Below are 14,328 nucleotides of genomic sequence, written 5' to 3' on the forward strand. Positions count from 1 at the left end.
GTTTTTTAACCTACCCGTTCCACATAGCATACACTGTTTCCCTTGCACTCAAATTCCGGACAAAGAGACAGCCATAATCTTTCCAGATCATTGATGTTCATGGCGTCCAATTCTGTTTCATCTTCTTCACCATAAATATTTACAAAACCGATCCGATATATGCCATACTCTTTATGTAGGTTTTTTACTACTTTTCTTCCTGCTCTTCGTATATTCATAAGCTCTCTTCTCTCCTCTCTTCTGCTTCCAGCAAAAATGTATTGCAGGTGTAGCTTCCGGAAGCACTGACACCAGCGGCCCCTCCAAGGCTGTCCAGATACTGGCTTCCATTTTTAGATGCAGAAATGTACATATAAAAGTTTGTCAAAACATAGTTTTTATTTTCCAGAACATTCTTATAACTGCTGCTAAGTACAAGCCTTGCTCCAAGTTTTTCTGCTTTTTCTTTTACCAGCATAGCAGTTAAATTTACTGCTTTTCGTATTTCCTGTTCGCTAAGTCCGCTTTGATAATAACGTTCCAAAAACAAAACCAGTTCTTCTGCTTTATTTTCATGTGGTTCGCTTTTGGCAGTCACATCAACAAACTCAAGCGTCTTCCTTTCATCCGCAGCTACAAAAGAACCTTTTGTCAGACGGAGAATTGCACGAAATACAATTTTACCATTGTGTTTGATAAATATGATTTTTTTATTTGCATCAAAACAGGATAACAGACAATCACAATTTGGACCATTCCGATAGGAAATGCAGCTGCGCAGCGGTACTTCTCCTATCTGCATAACCGGAAGCAGGCTGTCCTCTTCCCAGATTTCCCATCCACAATCCACGCGCAACAGCTTTTCTTTCCAGATTTCTTCTGTATCTCTTTTTATTGGAAAAGCAATTTCCCGTCCCAGATCTCCTTCATGGTATTTCAGCTCCATGAATTTTCCTAATAACTCAGCATTTACGATTCTTCGGATTTCTTCCTTCTTTTTCGGCTGCCTGTTCAGAAAGGAAGTCATGATCTCTGCGCCGCCTTCATAAATGAACTTCTGGATATTGGATTTATTTTCCTCGACAAAAGCATCCGAAATATTCAATTCTGTCTTTAAATTCTTCCAGGAAGGATCCTGGGCCAGCAGTTTGTCCATCAATGCAGGTAATCCGGAACAGCCATTTAAAAGATTCTGATTATGCAAAAGGAAGTAAACCTGATTATCCTTTGTAAGATCCTTTAAAAGTTCCGGGAAATCCATTAAAAAAATCAAAATCCATATGGCTGTTTCATGCCGGAGATCCAGAATGTTTTTTAAATCCTCCTGCATCCATCTGGAAAGCGGCTTTTTTGACAAAGCTTCTGCCAATCGCTCAACCTGATTTTCCTCTAATGCATCTGTCAGGCAGTCTCTTTTTATCAACTCACGGATCACCCGAAGACGATCATCACTTTTGGAGTATGCTAAACGATCATACAGGTCTATATAGACTGCTTTCACATTGTACAGGACTTTCAATTCTTCAAATACACGAGGCTTCGAAAACAGTGATTCTTCACTCTTTCTCCAGGGAACTACCATATATTCACAATCCCTTAAATTTTGCTCGTTTAAAGTATTTAGATTCAGGCATCTTTTATAAACCTCTTCATCCAGAATCAACGAATTCCTGTCAAGGTTTATAAGCCAGTCTCCATTCTTTCGCAAAAGTTCCAGGAAATGTTTCTTCCGTTTCGTAATGGCATACAGGATAAGCTCTGTCTTTTCCAAAGTGAGCTCATAAAGATCCATATCTGGAAGCGGATTTCCATACAGAGTGTTCACATAGGCTGCCTTTCCATTTGAAATCTTTTCAAAATCTGCATCCGGACCTGTCAAAAATCTTATCAGCTTTGGAATGTCTGCATATAATGATTCGTTCCAGAGCCACAAGTGAAGAAAAGAGGCCTGCCATTCTTTTGGTATCTGAGTGAGAATCACTTCCAGTCCATTCCGGATTTCTTTTGGATGCCGGCTCAATTCTTCCAGCTGCTTCTTATGTAAGCTTTCCGTTTCTTCACAAAACTCGGATAAATAATTTACAAGTTCCATCAGATCCTGCTTCAAAAGTAATGCCAATGATTCCTCATCCTTGAGCAGCTCATAAAGAAGCTCCGTTGAAAAAGCCGGATTTATCAAAAGCATGCGTATCTTTATTCCCGCACAGGCAACATCAAACTCACCAATGCAGGTCTCAAGACTTGCTACTAGCTGTTTCTTTAACTCTTCTTTCGGTTCCAGAAAAGCATAATATTTCAGATAAACATATACGATCCGGTCCGGGATTTCTTTATCTGCCAGTACTTTCTCAATCTTTTCATAGGGAAATTCGGACAGCTTTTCATTTCCCGCACATTCTATGACCATTCTGATGCGGTCTGGTTCTAAAATAGAAAAATCCTTTTTGTTCATTTTACCCAAATAGCTGAGTATTTCCGGATCGTCCATCAAAGAAGAAATCGTCTCCTCATTTAACCCCTCCATCAGACTGGAAAGTTCCTGCTGATTTACCAGTCTGGCCGCATTCATACAGGAATCTTCCCCTTTCTTTCCTATCAGGTTCAGGGGAATTGCTGCTTTTTTCATTTCCCTGTAAATATTCATGTGCTTTAAGATTCTTTCGATCATCACGCTACCTCTGCCCTTTCTATTAATTCAGTAATCTCCGGTAACTCCATGCATTCGTCCTGGTACATATTTTCTGCCAGTTTAAGAAGATACAGAGCTTCCTTTTTGGCCATCGGCTTTTTCGCTGTTCCTGTAAAATTATCTTTTAAATACGAGGAAACGATCTTACAGTAGAGCTTTTTATGGCCATATGAATAACGACCATTCTTGTAAAACTCATAAATAGACTGAATCTCCTTATCCGTTTTTCTGTTTTCCCGTAATATCTGATTAAACTGCTGTTTGATGTTTTTTTCTGTTTTCCAGTGATCTATCCGTTTTTTCTGTTCCTTTAGCCATTCTTTCCGTTCCTGATATCTTTTCCGATCCTCTTCTGTCATATATTTCTGATACAGGGTTTCTCTTCGATAAGAATCACTTATAAATGGAAGAAGCAATTTGGAAAGCTCATATGCTTCTGACTGTTCCAGCCAAAGTGCTGTACTTTCCTTTAAAAGTAAGGCCGTCAGGTATTCTGGATAAATATCCGGATATTCATAAAAGAATTTCTTTTCTACCATTGAAAACAGTTCCCGGTGTTCCTCTTTTCCCAGAACTGGCGAAAAAAATTCGCACTCTCTATGTTGGATAGCATAGTATCCCAAGGAGAAAGTTTCCTTTAAAATCCTCCAAGGGCTTAAGAATTCGCATCCATCCATTCCAATCTCATTGATCAGAAATTTCAGCATAAGATAGGAATGCTCATTACAAAGACCCTTTATTTCACTTTTTAAATATCCTGCCATAAATTCCCATTTCTTTTTCAAATCTGGCTCTTCATTTTTGTAATCCTTTACAAACTCTTCTAGATACTTTTTTCCATCCAAAATCCCATGCAGGATCAGCCGGTTGAAAACCGCGTAAAGTTCCCACTCACTCTTTTTCCAGAAAACATCCTGATATCTTTTTCCTGTAAGGTTTTCATAACGTTCCAGATACTTCAGCAAACTTTTCGTACTGTATGTTTTGCCTTTCAGAGTATCTGTAACACACGCTTCAAATTCTTCCGAAGAGAGCTCTTTTACCAGAGGATCCCATTTTTCTTCTGTCAGATCAATGTAGTGCCACTCTTCCGGTTCATTACTTCTAAATGGAAACAACGTAAGAAACGTTTTTACATTTTCCACCCTGAACGTTTCATTCATACATTTTTCCAGCCGTTCTTTACCGTCTATACGGACAGAAAGTTTCCCATATGTTCTTAAAATCCGTGAACAAAGTACATAAGCTTCTTCTGGATATGTCTCTTTTCCGGGCAAAAATGCCTCTAATACATTCAGACCAATTTTTTCTGCTGTCAACCCGGAAAGGCTTATCCGATCGGGTCTCTCTACAAAATACATCAGTACAAAATTTAAAAAAGCGGTCTCTTTGTCGGAATATCCAAACATACGCATACGTTTTTCCAAAACGGCATCCGCATTTTTAGCATTTGTGCCTGTTAACTTTACCAGCAGTTTCAGGATATCCAGATCCTTTTTGCGATACCCTTTAAGCTTTGTCATTACTTTGCCTACCATCCACACGAAAAGATTCCATTCAGTAAATACGGATATCTTCCGGTTCTTTGAAAAGCTGTCAGCAAGTCTCTGTTTTATGCCTTCCCACAGTGTTTCATCATCCGGAAGGATGGACATGGCAAACAGCATTTCTTCTGCTCGCTCAAATGGATACGCATGCATGGCCTGTTTCCACCGATTCTTTTCCTTTTCCTCACAGATATAATTGATACTGATCAAAAACAGGTCTTTCTCTCCAAGAATCTGTTTCATCTTTTTCCAAAACAGATCCTTTTGAGTTCCATTGAACATACAGGTCTCCTGTAAAGGCATCATCCTTGCCAGGGCAAGTCCGAGGGCACGGTATGTCTGCTTTGTCAAGGTCAGATGTTCTCCAATGCGCTCCAGGACTTCTCCCGGATAGTGCAGTCCATAAGCAGTTTCCATGTCTACCTTCGGCTTTTCCAGAAACATGTCATTTTCTTTTAATTGCATATAAATTTTATATTTTTCCTCATTAGATGACAGCTTATAGATCAGGTTCGTCATCTGCCGGTACAGGGTAATATCAAGCCATTCTTCATAACTCTTCCATTCCATCCAATTTCCTCCTGTTTTCCCATATAAAAAGGGGACTGTTCGCCAGTCCCCCAAAATTGTTCTTATGCTGCCAGGATAATCTTCTTTTTCCGGCTTGCATAAGTGATCGCCATTGTAGAATGTTCCATGCCTCGCTGTTTCTGGTATTGCTTTACATCTGCATAATTTGCAAACGAAAGGATCTTACCATTTTCCTCTAACAAGTTCTCTTCGTTATCTTCCATATTTTCACTCCCGCAGGAAGCCAGCGTCCAGTTTACATGGCAGATATAACAGGTCATGCCTGCAAATCCCAGATACTTATGTACATACTCTTCCGCTGCCTCGGCACTCGGAAAATAACGTGCATACTCTAGGGAACGGCAAACGATCCGGTCTTTGTACCATCCGGCAAAATACCGGTTCTTTTTCAGTTCAAGTACATACCCTGTCAGATAAATCTTCTGTAAAGCATTTTCTTCCTCGTCCATCATATCAAGAAACTGTTCCGCATAGATTTTTTTCCATTTCAATGTGTTCTTCTTTATTCTTTTACGCAGCATTATCTTTTTCCTCCTCAGTTTCCACAATGAGTTTTTCTATCATTCTGTACAAATTCCGGAAATTTCCAGCCTGTCTGCGGCGTGTCATGCAATCCTGTTCAAATGACTGGATCACAGCAGAAGTTCTTGCAAACAGTGTGAAGATTTCCTCATCTTTCAGCTGTATGGTAACCTCTTTTTCTTTCCGGTAGCTGTCTTTTTTACAATACTGCCCGCCATTGGCATTATGCATCGCTACACCGGTGCCATTCTGTATCCTGACAACCCACGGATAATTTAAAACTTCTCCTTTGTTGTTGCGAACCTTCCTCTGTATGGAAAATACTGTAACTCTTCCCATGTTGGAATTTTTATCCTCGCAAAAGATCTTTTGCTGGAAGAATTTAAATTCCTGCACATTATTCCATATACGGGAATACAGGTATTTTATGATTTCCGGGCTCAGATTTGCATAAACGCTGATGCTGTCTTCTTTGCTGTAGTCAACCATGACAGCGCGGATCCTGGAATAATCGCTGGCAAAGTCTTCGTGAAAATGCCAGAAATCCTTTGGCTCTGCCATCCGCAAAAAGCTATTAAATTCCAGTAACGTATTCTGTGTCTTATGAACACAGATCTGTTTTGATACATCCGTATTCTGTTCTTTTTCTTTCCTGTTTTTCCTGTTCATCCTTACCTCCTGATAAAACGCAGCAATTTCTTTGTCAGAAGAGCTGGAAGCTGTTCAAGATCCGTAATATCCAGAAAAGATTCCTCATAAATTTCCTGAATTGCTTCCTTGTCGCTTCCGATTGCAGCCGCCTGAAAGAATACTCCCTGCTGCAGCAGCTTTTTCCGAATCTTCTGAAGGTCCCTTTTTGCCCCTGTGCCTCCATACTGGTTTGCATTAGGTGCACCATCACTGATCACAAACAGCAGTTTCTGCTTTTCCGGTCGTTCTAAAAGCCGGCTGCCAGCATACCACAATGCAGTTCCATCCCGGTTGCTTCCATAAGGCTGCATACCAGCGATCCGGAACCGATCCTTTTCATCCGTTTCAAAATCTGCGCAGCAATGCAGATACACCGTTTCGTCTTTCAGGTTCTCATGCCGGTATCCATCTGTATGATGTCCGCACACCAAAACCGGTATTTCTGCTTCCATACAAAAATCATACAGGCAAAGTGCTGCAAGAATGGCATGATCCATCCGTTCCCCACACATGGAAAAAGAATTATCGACCAGCACAGCCACACAGATATCCATCTTTTTTCCTGGCTGTTGTTTCTTAAATACTGCCCCAGACGGTGCAGCTATGTTTCGAAGATCTACCCGACGTCCAAGAAAAAGCTTATGTTCCGTGCGTTCTTTCTGATTTTTCAATATAGGAAGCAGTTTCAGGCGAAGTCTCTTTTTTACCTGTTCAAGCTGCCCCTCATACTTTTCTGTCAGTAATTTTAAAAAATCTGATATCTCGGTCTTACGGCAAAGTTTTTTCTGTACCAGGTCATGGCCTTCTTCAAACGGTATCTCCATCAATTCCTTTTGAAGATGTTCGAAAATTTCTTTCTGTATCTTTTCATCAAGCGTCTCTTTCGCCATTTCATAAAGGATTTTTTGTAAGGCATTATCACTGGATGCTTCCGTTTCTGAGGCAGGGATGCCACATTCATTCTGTTTGTCTTCGAAGCCACCAGACTCCCTGACACATTTCGGAAGATTTTCACACAGCTGCTGCAGAAATTTCTGAAGCTCTGCAGTGCGCCCGTTTTCAGGGTCTTCCGTTTCCTGATCCTTTCCGTTTCTTTCTGTTTTGTCTTCTGTTTCCGACTCCTGTTCCGTATCCTCTTTTCTGATCTTATCTTCATTTTGCTCAGTCTGTGACCCTGTGTTACCCTGCTTTTCTTCCTCCGGTTCTTCTTCGGATTCATTCGGGTTTTCCTCTTGCCCTTCACGCTCTTCCTGTTCTGGCTTTTGCTCTTCATTTTCTGTACTGTTCTTCTCTATTTCATCTATGATTTCCGCAAAATATTTCCAGATCATCAGAAGGATATGGTTGGTGGCAAGATATCTCTCCATGTCATCTGCTGCCTTTCCCGCTTCATCAATGACCGGCATAAGCAGTTTTAGTGTATCAATAAGCTCGTAATCCGCACCATCCCAGGCATTGACCCTTGAAGACAAGGCATACTGTGCACACAGGTTCATAAGAATAGATAACCTGTCTTTCTCCGTTTCCAGCATTTCCCTAAGTGTTGGAAGCCATTCCACATTTCGGTCACGATTCATAAGGATTCCCCTGCGGATGCTTCCCGGAAAAAGGGCGCACATCTTCTCTTCTATGTACATATCATTCAAAAGATTGCTGAGATAAGATGCTGTCTGCAGAAAGATAGAAAGGATTGCTTTATCTTTTCTTTCAAAGTAGACATTCATCGCATCCAATGCCTCTTTTTCCTGTGCATTTTCCGGTACTGGCTCCTTTGGATACCAGCTACCATTTAACATATGCTCGGCATACCTTTTTCTAAGTGCAGAATCCGTATACCGGTAATGTCCGCATTCATGTCCCAGAATCCCGATCAGGCTGTCACTTTTTAATTCCAGTGTCAGAAAACTTGACGTAATCTGGTTTCCAAGATTTACGGCAACTGTTTCTCCCTGATTCCATCCTGCAATCCCCGAATTTTTATCATCGTATAACCGTAATGTAGTCAACTTTCCACCCGTGATTTCATGCCCGATCGAGGTCAAAAGATCACGATACTGCGGCGTATGAAATACTTTTTCCGGTGTCAGTTTTTCTTTCTCTGCACATATCCGTTTCCGGTATAAAGCCTTTTTCATTCGTTTCCTCCATCCGTTTTTAATCCACATCACAATGAGGAAGAAGAAAGATGCGTTCCATAGTTCCCTGTTCTTCCCTGTCCATGGATGCTTTGCTGAGCAGTGCTGTCCATGCTGACCTCCTGAGATCATTGGAAACCATGTAACTTAACACCCAGTTTTCCAATTCCCGGTATCCGCATACGCCATCCGTAATGTCCTGTTCAATCAAATATTCATGGATCTTGCAGACCGTGGCAGCCATAAAGGACAGAAGTTCTTTGTTTTTAAACCCGGTTCTTTTCATTGCCCTTTTTGCCATTTCCTCTTCTGTCAGGGCTTCCTTTGGCTGAATCAGGTTCATTCGGGAAAGAACTGACTGGTTGAAGTTCTGACAGCCAACATAATCCAGATTAGTGGTCATGATCACAATCGTATCCGGATTTCTCCGTATCTGTTCTCCATTTACCAGATCGGTTACAGCTCCATCGTCAAACAGGGAGTTTAATCTCGTAAGTGTCCCAGGTTTTTCAATCATGGCCGGCTCCTGAATTTCAATCACAGATGGTTCCCTGCATGCCTTTACGATTTCTGACTCTTTTAATAGGAAGTCTTTTTCATTTTTCGACTTTTCATAGCCTTTTTCATAAACTGCTTTCAGGATCTCCTGAAAAGCTTTTTCCCGGCTGATCCCCTCTTCATAAATGCCATTTACCGTTGCAAGAGCTGAAGCCGGATCCATTTCAATGTCTTCCAGACGTGGCAATTCCATTTCCAGATGCGCTGTTCCTCCCATATTTGGTACGGTGGTCGCTAAAAGTTCCAGTTCATCCGTTCCGGGTCCACAGGTGAACACATAATATGGAAGCCCTAAGATCTGGGCGATCATTCTGGCATCCGTTGTCTTTCCAGTACCGGCATCGCCTGTCATCATAAACAGCCTTGCCGGTGTCTTATCCACCATCTGCAGGATTTCTTCAGCTTCCTTACTTACCAGATAGTCTTCTGGAAGCGAAGGGATCCTTTCTTTTGTCCTTTCATTTACATCCCATCTGCCAGAGTAGATCTGTTTTAATTCAAAAAGTGTTCTTTTTGTCTTCTCATTTACAGGCAAAAGCACATGAAACTTTCCATAGATTTCATCGTTTGGTGCATATACCCCGGCCGCAATTTTATATTCCGGAAGCACATCCTCCAGTTCCTCTGCACGGAACTGGCTCTTTTCCAGCGGGACCGCCTGCTGCGGATTTGCTATTACTTCGCAGTACATGGCATCGCAACAGATAAATGCCGCCCTCAGTGCAGCTTCCATGTCTTCCCATTCCTTTTTTTCCTGTTCTTCCAGTATGTAGAAATTTTTTTGGAACTCTTCGTTAAATAAAGGATTATCCGGGACCAGATTGGCATAAGCCAAAAGGGCCAGGTACTGCTCGCCTGTGTTTTTGCCCTCCCGGATTCCCGGAAGCTTCTCGTTTTTTTCTTCTGTCTTTAAAATCCCACTGAAACGTCCGTTTTTCGAATTATAAGTCATTACATACTTTCCCTGATTTCCAGGATATTCCATGCAGAAATAATTTATGGCATCCCTGCCCCTTTGTATACCGGCAGCACCAGAGTCTTTTTCTTTCCGGATCTGAATCAGTGTCAGAAGAGCATGTAACGTAGGCCCATGAAGGCGGGAGACTTTTCCCTGCTTCCTGATATTTCGCATGGAACAATCCGCTTCATCATAGCTGATCCGTTTTTTCCCTGCTTTTTCCAACATCATCCGAAATGGGTCCGGAATGGGTTCTTTCATAATCCATGGTGCATAAAAACAAAGATCTGGCATTTTGTTCCCTCCTCTTTCATTATGTGATTTTCTGCATACGAAGGAAAGAAACAGGCAGAGCATTGGGTTTTTCCAACGTCTGCCTGTCATTCATTCTTTATGCGCTCTTTTCCTGTTCCAGGATTGCTTCATATATTTTTCGGATACGGTACCCAAACATGGTGTTTCGCCGGCTGATGTAATCCGTCCGGATAGCCTGTGCGATTGCACGTTTGCTTCCCACAATTATAAACCTTTCTCTGGCTCTTGTTACTGCCGTATAGAAAATGTTTCTGCGAAGCATCCACCGGAAACATGGAAGCATTGGAAGGATTGCCATCGGATATTCACTGCCCTGAGCCTTATGTACCGTAATCGCATATGCCAGTGTCAGCGGCCAATAGTCTTCCTCCTGATATTCCATGACCCGGCCATCCCCAAAATCTACACGCATGACCATTTTTTGATCTTTCCGAAAAATCCCTATGACTTCTCCAATGTCGCCATTTGCTACTTCATCGTTGTTTTTTGTCTGCATGACCCGGTCACCTTCCCGGTAAGTATTCCTGCCATTTGTGATTTCCGGATAACCGAAACGCTTTGGATTCGCAATGTCACGCAATACCAGATTCAATGCATCCGTACCCGCTTCCGTATCTTTTCGTAGCGGTGACATCACCTGCACTTCTTCCAGAGAACCGTTTCTCTGCAGTACTTCTTTCCGATAGATCTTCTGTATCTTTTGCGAAGCCTCTTCCGGTGTGGAAGCCGGAATAAACTGAAAGGTATCATCAAACACCAGATCCAGCTGATTCTTATTGATCTTAATGGCATTCTGGCTGATGGTGGAATTCCCTTCCTGTCGGAAACATTCATCTAAGACAGTTACCGGAAATACGCCGGAATCAATGATCTCCTGAAATACTTTTCCAGGCCCTACGGATTCGATCTGATCTTTATCACCCACCAGAACCAGTCTGGCACCGGATTTAATACTGGCAAACAGTTTGTCCGCCAGATACATATCGACCATGCTGAACTCATCTGCTATGATCAGGTCATCTGGAATTGGCTGCTCGTTCTTCCATTCTTCCTCTCCAGCTTCTCCGGTAAGCCCTATGGATTTATGGATTGTCAGTGCTGGATACTCTGTACATTCCCGCATTCGCCTTCTGGCGATGCCTGTAGGTGCACATAAAAGGATCACCGCATTTTTATCCAATGCTTCCTGTACAGCAATGATGAAACGGATCACCGTAGTCTTTCCTCTGCCGGGTCCTCCTGTAATGATGGATACCGGGTTTTCAAAGACATTTTTTACTGCCACCTGCTGTTTCGCATTCAAAATAATATCCTGTTCTTTCTGGATCTTTCTTAAAATACGGTCAACATTTACAGCCATTCCCGTCTGCATATGGAGTCTGACTAATGCGGCAGCAGCTCCCAGTTCGGCTTGGAAGCTTTTGCGTGTATAAAACCCTCCATCGTGGCAGACCAGGCTTCCATCTATATGGATCATATCATTGCCTGTATCCCGGATTGCCCGTTCAGAGACCGGTGAAACATCTTTGTTGTGATTTAAAAGTTTTTCGACACGTTCTATAATGTCCTCTCTTTTTAAATACAAATGTCCTTCGCCTTCTGCTTCTGACATAATATGCAAAATAGCAGCCTTAATACGAAGGGGATCATCTGCACGGAAATGTTTTGCCTTTACTGCAATCTGGTCAACAGTCAGAAATCCAAATCCATGAACCTCACAGAGCCGGAAAGGCTCCTCCTTCACAATCATAACTGCAGCAGGGCCAAATTTCTCCTGTATTTTTGAAACTTTTGCAGGAGTCACCCCAAAAGGGGACAAATACATCATCAGTTCCCGGATGGAACTGCTTTTTTGATATCCTTCCAGAATATCATCTAAGCGTTTCTGCGTAATTCCTTTTACCCGAAGAAGTTTCTCCGGGCTGTCATTAAAAACATTCAGTGTATCTTCCCCAAACGTTTCTACGATGCGGGCTGCCATTGCCGGTCCGATCCCTTTGATCAGGGATGACGACAAATAAGTCCGAATACCTTCTTTTGTGGTTGGCATGGTTACTGAAAAATTGCTCACACTATACTGCATTCCATATTTTGTGGGTTTCCAGTCTCCCGTCAGTTCCACATCCAGGCCTTCGTTCGCCGGAAGTTCGGTTCCAAATGCCTGAAATATTCCATAATTTCCATTCTTTTGTTTTTTTACTTCCTCCGGTAAATCTTCATTGGTCATGTAGGAAGCTACCGTATATCCACTTCCTGCATTATAATAGATCTGCCGGATGGCTTTACAGCAAATGCTCATGTTCCAGCTCCTCTCTACCATGAGATCCAGAGATAATTATTGCATCCCATACTGGTGATGAAACCATCCTTCTTTAGTTTTTCCCGGATCACCTCTGTCTGTCCAAAAGGATATCCTTTTAAAATTCCAACCCTTCGATATTTCCTTTTTCCAATGGAAATACTGCAGATTCCTTCCCTGTTTACTGAAAAACGGTTTCGATTTTCAGATTCCAGAGTTTTCCGAATCGCCTGGATCCGCTCAAAGCCTTCATTTTCGTACCATATGGCAGCCTGTGCCCTGCATCTTGCCTGCTTCTCCTGATTATCGAAATTTACCGTTTCCGATCCCTTCTCATGATTTTTCGGTAAATCCTCGGTCTTTTCAGCATCTGCATGTACTTTACGGGCATCTGCATGGTTCTTTTGCTGTTTGTTGTCATCATCATTCTCATTCGTTTCCTCCTTGTCCTTTTTCATAATAAATTTTTCATAGAAAAACAGTCCTGCTGCAACCGGAATGACCAGTGAAAGGGACTGTATGATCACTGCCAGAAATACCGGCCATAAAAATGGTGATACTAACAGACCAAAAATTCCAGTTATCACGCACAGCTGTTTATGTGCAGACAACCATTTGTTCATTTTCTCCATCATAAGCATTTCCTCCTATGATTTGCTCAGTCAAAATCCAGTTTTTCATCATCTGTTTCCATGTACCGGTCATCAATATCCTGACTACGCTCCCGGCTTCTTGCCGAAGTTCCTCTGGATCTTGTCCCGCCAGAATTTGATCTCCGTCTGTCATCTGATTCACCTGCCCTGGTGTTGCTTCTGTATCTTCCACCTTCACGTTCTCTGTCATAGTCGCGGTCATCCATTTCTGCTGCTCTTTCACTTCTGGTGCTTCTGGAAGCTGAACGCTGGTTTTCTGCACGGTCAGAACGGTTTCGATTAGAAGATGCCCTTGTTTCTCTTTCCGGCTCTTCCCGCTCGTCATTTCCAGATTCTAAAGCTTTCTTACTTTCTGCAAAAGAAATCTCTTCAATCATAAGCCGCATGCCGTAGACATTTTCACCAGCCCGATTCTTGTAGTTGTCATTCTGCATACGACCTTCTACCAGAATCTTGATACCCTTAAACAGATATTTTTCCGCGAACTCTGCTTTTCTGCCAAAAGCCGTACAGCTGAAGAAATCTGCTTCCGGATCTCCTCTTCGTACAAATTTCCGGTTTACCGCCAAGCGAAAGTTTGCGATGGCAAGTTCTCCATTCTCTGTCTGTGTGTAGCGTAAATCAGGCTCATTTACTACTCGTCCCATCATGATTGATTTGTTCATAATTGTCCTCCCATAACCTTATAAAGTTTTCCAGTTTCATTCCAGATGTTCCCGCATACATTTGACTAATGCTCCCATACCATTTTTTCGGATCTCGCGGGCAGCAGAGTCAGCCGTACATAAATTTTTTGCCATCTCCAGTGATTCTTCTCCCGGATGTGTTGCAAACAATACCGGTATCAGATAAAACAGAGATTTTTTGACCAGCATATCATATGCCATCTTAAAAGATTCAGGCGAAGTTTCCTTTCCATCTGGATTACATACAATCTGCCATACTCCTGGATATTCGATAATCCATTCAAGAAGGTGCACGACCTCCTTTTCCATCTTTTTTCGTTTCATAACGCCCTCCTTGCATTCTGAGTTTCCTTGTGTTTTTTTGTGATCCTCCTTTCCTTATTTGCTGATCTGTACTTGTTGTCTGCCATATTTTTGCAACAAAAAAAGGCCATTTAGAAATTTTCATTCTAAATGACCTTATTTATTACAAAGGCAGGAGGCTTTTGGCTCCTTAATGTTTTACTTCCGGTCAGATCCGGAACCAGCGTTTCTTATCTGTGTTTACAGATACAAATACAAATCTCACAATCATATTAACACAAGATATTGTTGGCGTCAATCGCACTTTTTTCTATATTTTGTATCTTCCATATCACATTTCTCCCCCGTATATTAGTGTTTTTATGCAGATAGGTTATTTGCAGTGTGCCATATTAATATTTTC

At 42.0% G+C, this 14,328-nt stretch carries 11 protein-coding genes; all 11 read right to left on the bottom strand.

The window, feature by feature from the left end:
- Positions 1–5 precede the first annotated feature (5 nt).
- Positions 6–218, bottom strand: a complete 213-nt coding sequence (locus LI112_RS11020) for a hypothetical protein (RefSeq protein ID WP_005422985.1) — start codon at positions 216–218, stop codon at positions 6–8.
- On the bottom strand, positions 215–2,647 hold the full coding sequence (locus LI112_RS11025) for a hypothetical protein (protein ID WP_055056800.1): 2,433 nt from the start codon (positions 2,645–2,647) through the stop codon (positions 215–217). Before LI112_RS11025 ends, LI112_RS11020 begins: the two co-directional genes overlap by 4 nt.
- Positions 2,647–4,785: a hypothetical protein gene (locus tag LI112_RS11030; RefSeq protein WP_227190714.1), complete on the bottom strand. Its 2,139-nt coding sequence runs from the start codon at positions 4,783–4,785 to the stop codon at positions 2,647–2,649. The genes LI112_RS11025 and LI112_RS11030 overlap by 1 nt, the downstream gene beginning before the upstream one ends.
- A 62-nt stretch (positions 4,786–4,847) precedes the next feature.
- A complete protein-coding gene (locus LI112_RS11035; RefSeq protein ID WP_118037276.1) occupies positions 4,848–5,327 on the bottom strand; it encodes a hypothetical protein in 480 nt (159 codons plus the stop codon).
- Entirely contained in the window at positions 5,317–5,997 is a 681-nt protein-coding gene (locus LI112_RS11040; RefSeq protein ID WP_055056803.1) for a hypothetical protein, read from the bottom strand. Before LI112_RS11040 ends, LI112_RS11035 begins: the two co-directional genes overlap by 11 nt.
- A gap of 2 nt (positions 5,998–5,999) precedes the next feature.
- The gene (locus LI112_RS11045) at positions 6,000–8,153 is read right to left on the bottom strand and encodes a nitric oxide reductase activation protein (protein ID WP_227190715.1); all 2,154 of its coding nucleotides are present in this window, start codon (positions 8,151–8,153) and stop codon (positions 6,000–6,002) included.
- A gap of 19 nt (positions 8,154–8,172) precedes the next feature.
- Complete coding sequence (locus LI112_RS11050; protein ID WP_227190716.1) at positions 8,173–9,963, bottom strand: hypothetical protein; 1,791 nt, start codon at positions 9,961–9,963, stop codon at positions 8,173–8,175.
- A gap of 97 nt (positions 9,964–10,060) precedes the next feature.
- Positions 10,061–12,283 carry an ATP-dependent RecD-like DNA helicase gene (locus LI112_RS11055; protein WP_227190717.1) on the bottom strand — a complete coding sequence of 741 codons (2,223 nt, stop codon included), beginning with the start codon at positions 12,281–12,283 and terminating at the stop codon, positions 10,061–10,063.
- Between the two features lie 14 nt (positions 12,284–12,297).
- Positions 12,298–12,918: a hypothetical protein gene (locus tag LI112_RS11060; protein WP_227190718.1), complete on the bottom strand. Its 621-nt coding sequence runs from the start codon at positions 12,916–12,918 to the stop codon at positions 12,298–12,300.
- Between the two features lie 23 nt (positions 12,919–12,941).
- Positions 12,942–13,601: a single-stranded DNA-binding protein gene (gene ssb / locus LI112_RS11065; RefSeq protein ID WP_173907078.1), complete on the bottom strand. Its 660-nt coding sequence runs from the start codon at positions 13,599–13,601 to the stop codon at positions 12,942–12,944.
- 36 nt (positions 13,602–13,637) lie between these two features.
- Positions 13,638–13,946 carry a hypothetical protein gene (locus LI112_RS11070; protein WP_015525087.1) on the bottom strand — a complete coding sequence of 103 codons (309 nt, stop codon included), beginning with the start codon at positions 13,944–13,946 and terminating at the stop codon, positions 13,638–13,640.
- Positions 13,947–14,328: the final 382 nt, after the last annotated feature.

It is taken from the genome of Blautia sp. 210820-DFI.6.14 (assembly GCF_020558815.1).
Lineage (GTDB): Bacteria > Bacillota > Clostridia > Lachnospirales > Lachnospiraceae > Blautia_A > Blautia_A obeum.

Coding starts and splice junctions, on each gene's coding strand:
- LI112_RS11020 (WP_005422985.1), bottom strand. CDS start 218: ATGAATATACGAAGAGCAGGAAGAAAAGTAGTAAAAAACCTACATAAA.
- LI112_RS11025 (WP_055056800.1), bottom strand. CDS start 2,647: ATGATCGAAAGAATCTTAAAGCACATGAATATTTACAGGGAAATGAAA.
- LI112_RS11030 (WP_227190714.1), bottom strand. CDS start 4,785: ATGGAATGGAAGAGTTATGAAGAATGGCTTGATATTACCCTGTACCGG.
- LI112_RS11035 (WP_118037276.1), bottom strand. CDS start 5,327: ATGCTGCGTAAAAGAATAAAGAAGAACACATTGAAATGGAAAAAAATC.
- LI112_RS11040 (WP_055056803.1), bottom strand. CDS start 5,997: ATGAACAGGAAAAACAGGAAAGAAAAAGAACAGAATACGGATGTATCA.
- LI112_RS11045 (WP_227190715.1), bottom strand. CDS start 8,153: ATGAAAAAGGCTTTATACCGGAAACGGATATGTGCAGAGAAAGAAAAA.
- LI112_RS11050 (WP_227190716.1), bottom strand. CDS start 9,963: ATGCCAGATCTTTGTTTTTATGCACCATGGATTATGAAAGAACCCATT.
- LI112_RS11055 (WP_227190717.1), bottom strand. CDS start 12,283: ATGAGCATTTGCTGTAAAGCCATCCGGCAGATCTATTATAATGCAGGA.
- LI112_RS11060 (WP_227190718.1), bottom strand. CDS start 12,918: ATGATGGAGAAAATGAACAAATGGTTGTCTGCACATAAACAGCTGTGC.
- ssb (WP_173907078.1), bottom strand. CDS start 13,601: ATGAACAAATCAATCATGATGGGACGAGTAGTAAATGAGCCTGATTTA.
- LI112_RS11070 (WP_015525087.1), bottom strand. CDS start 13,946: ATGAAACGAAAAAAGATGGAAAAGGAGGTCGTGCACCTTCTTGAATGG.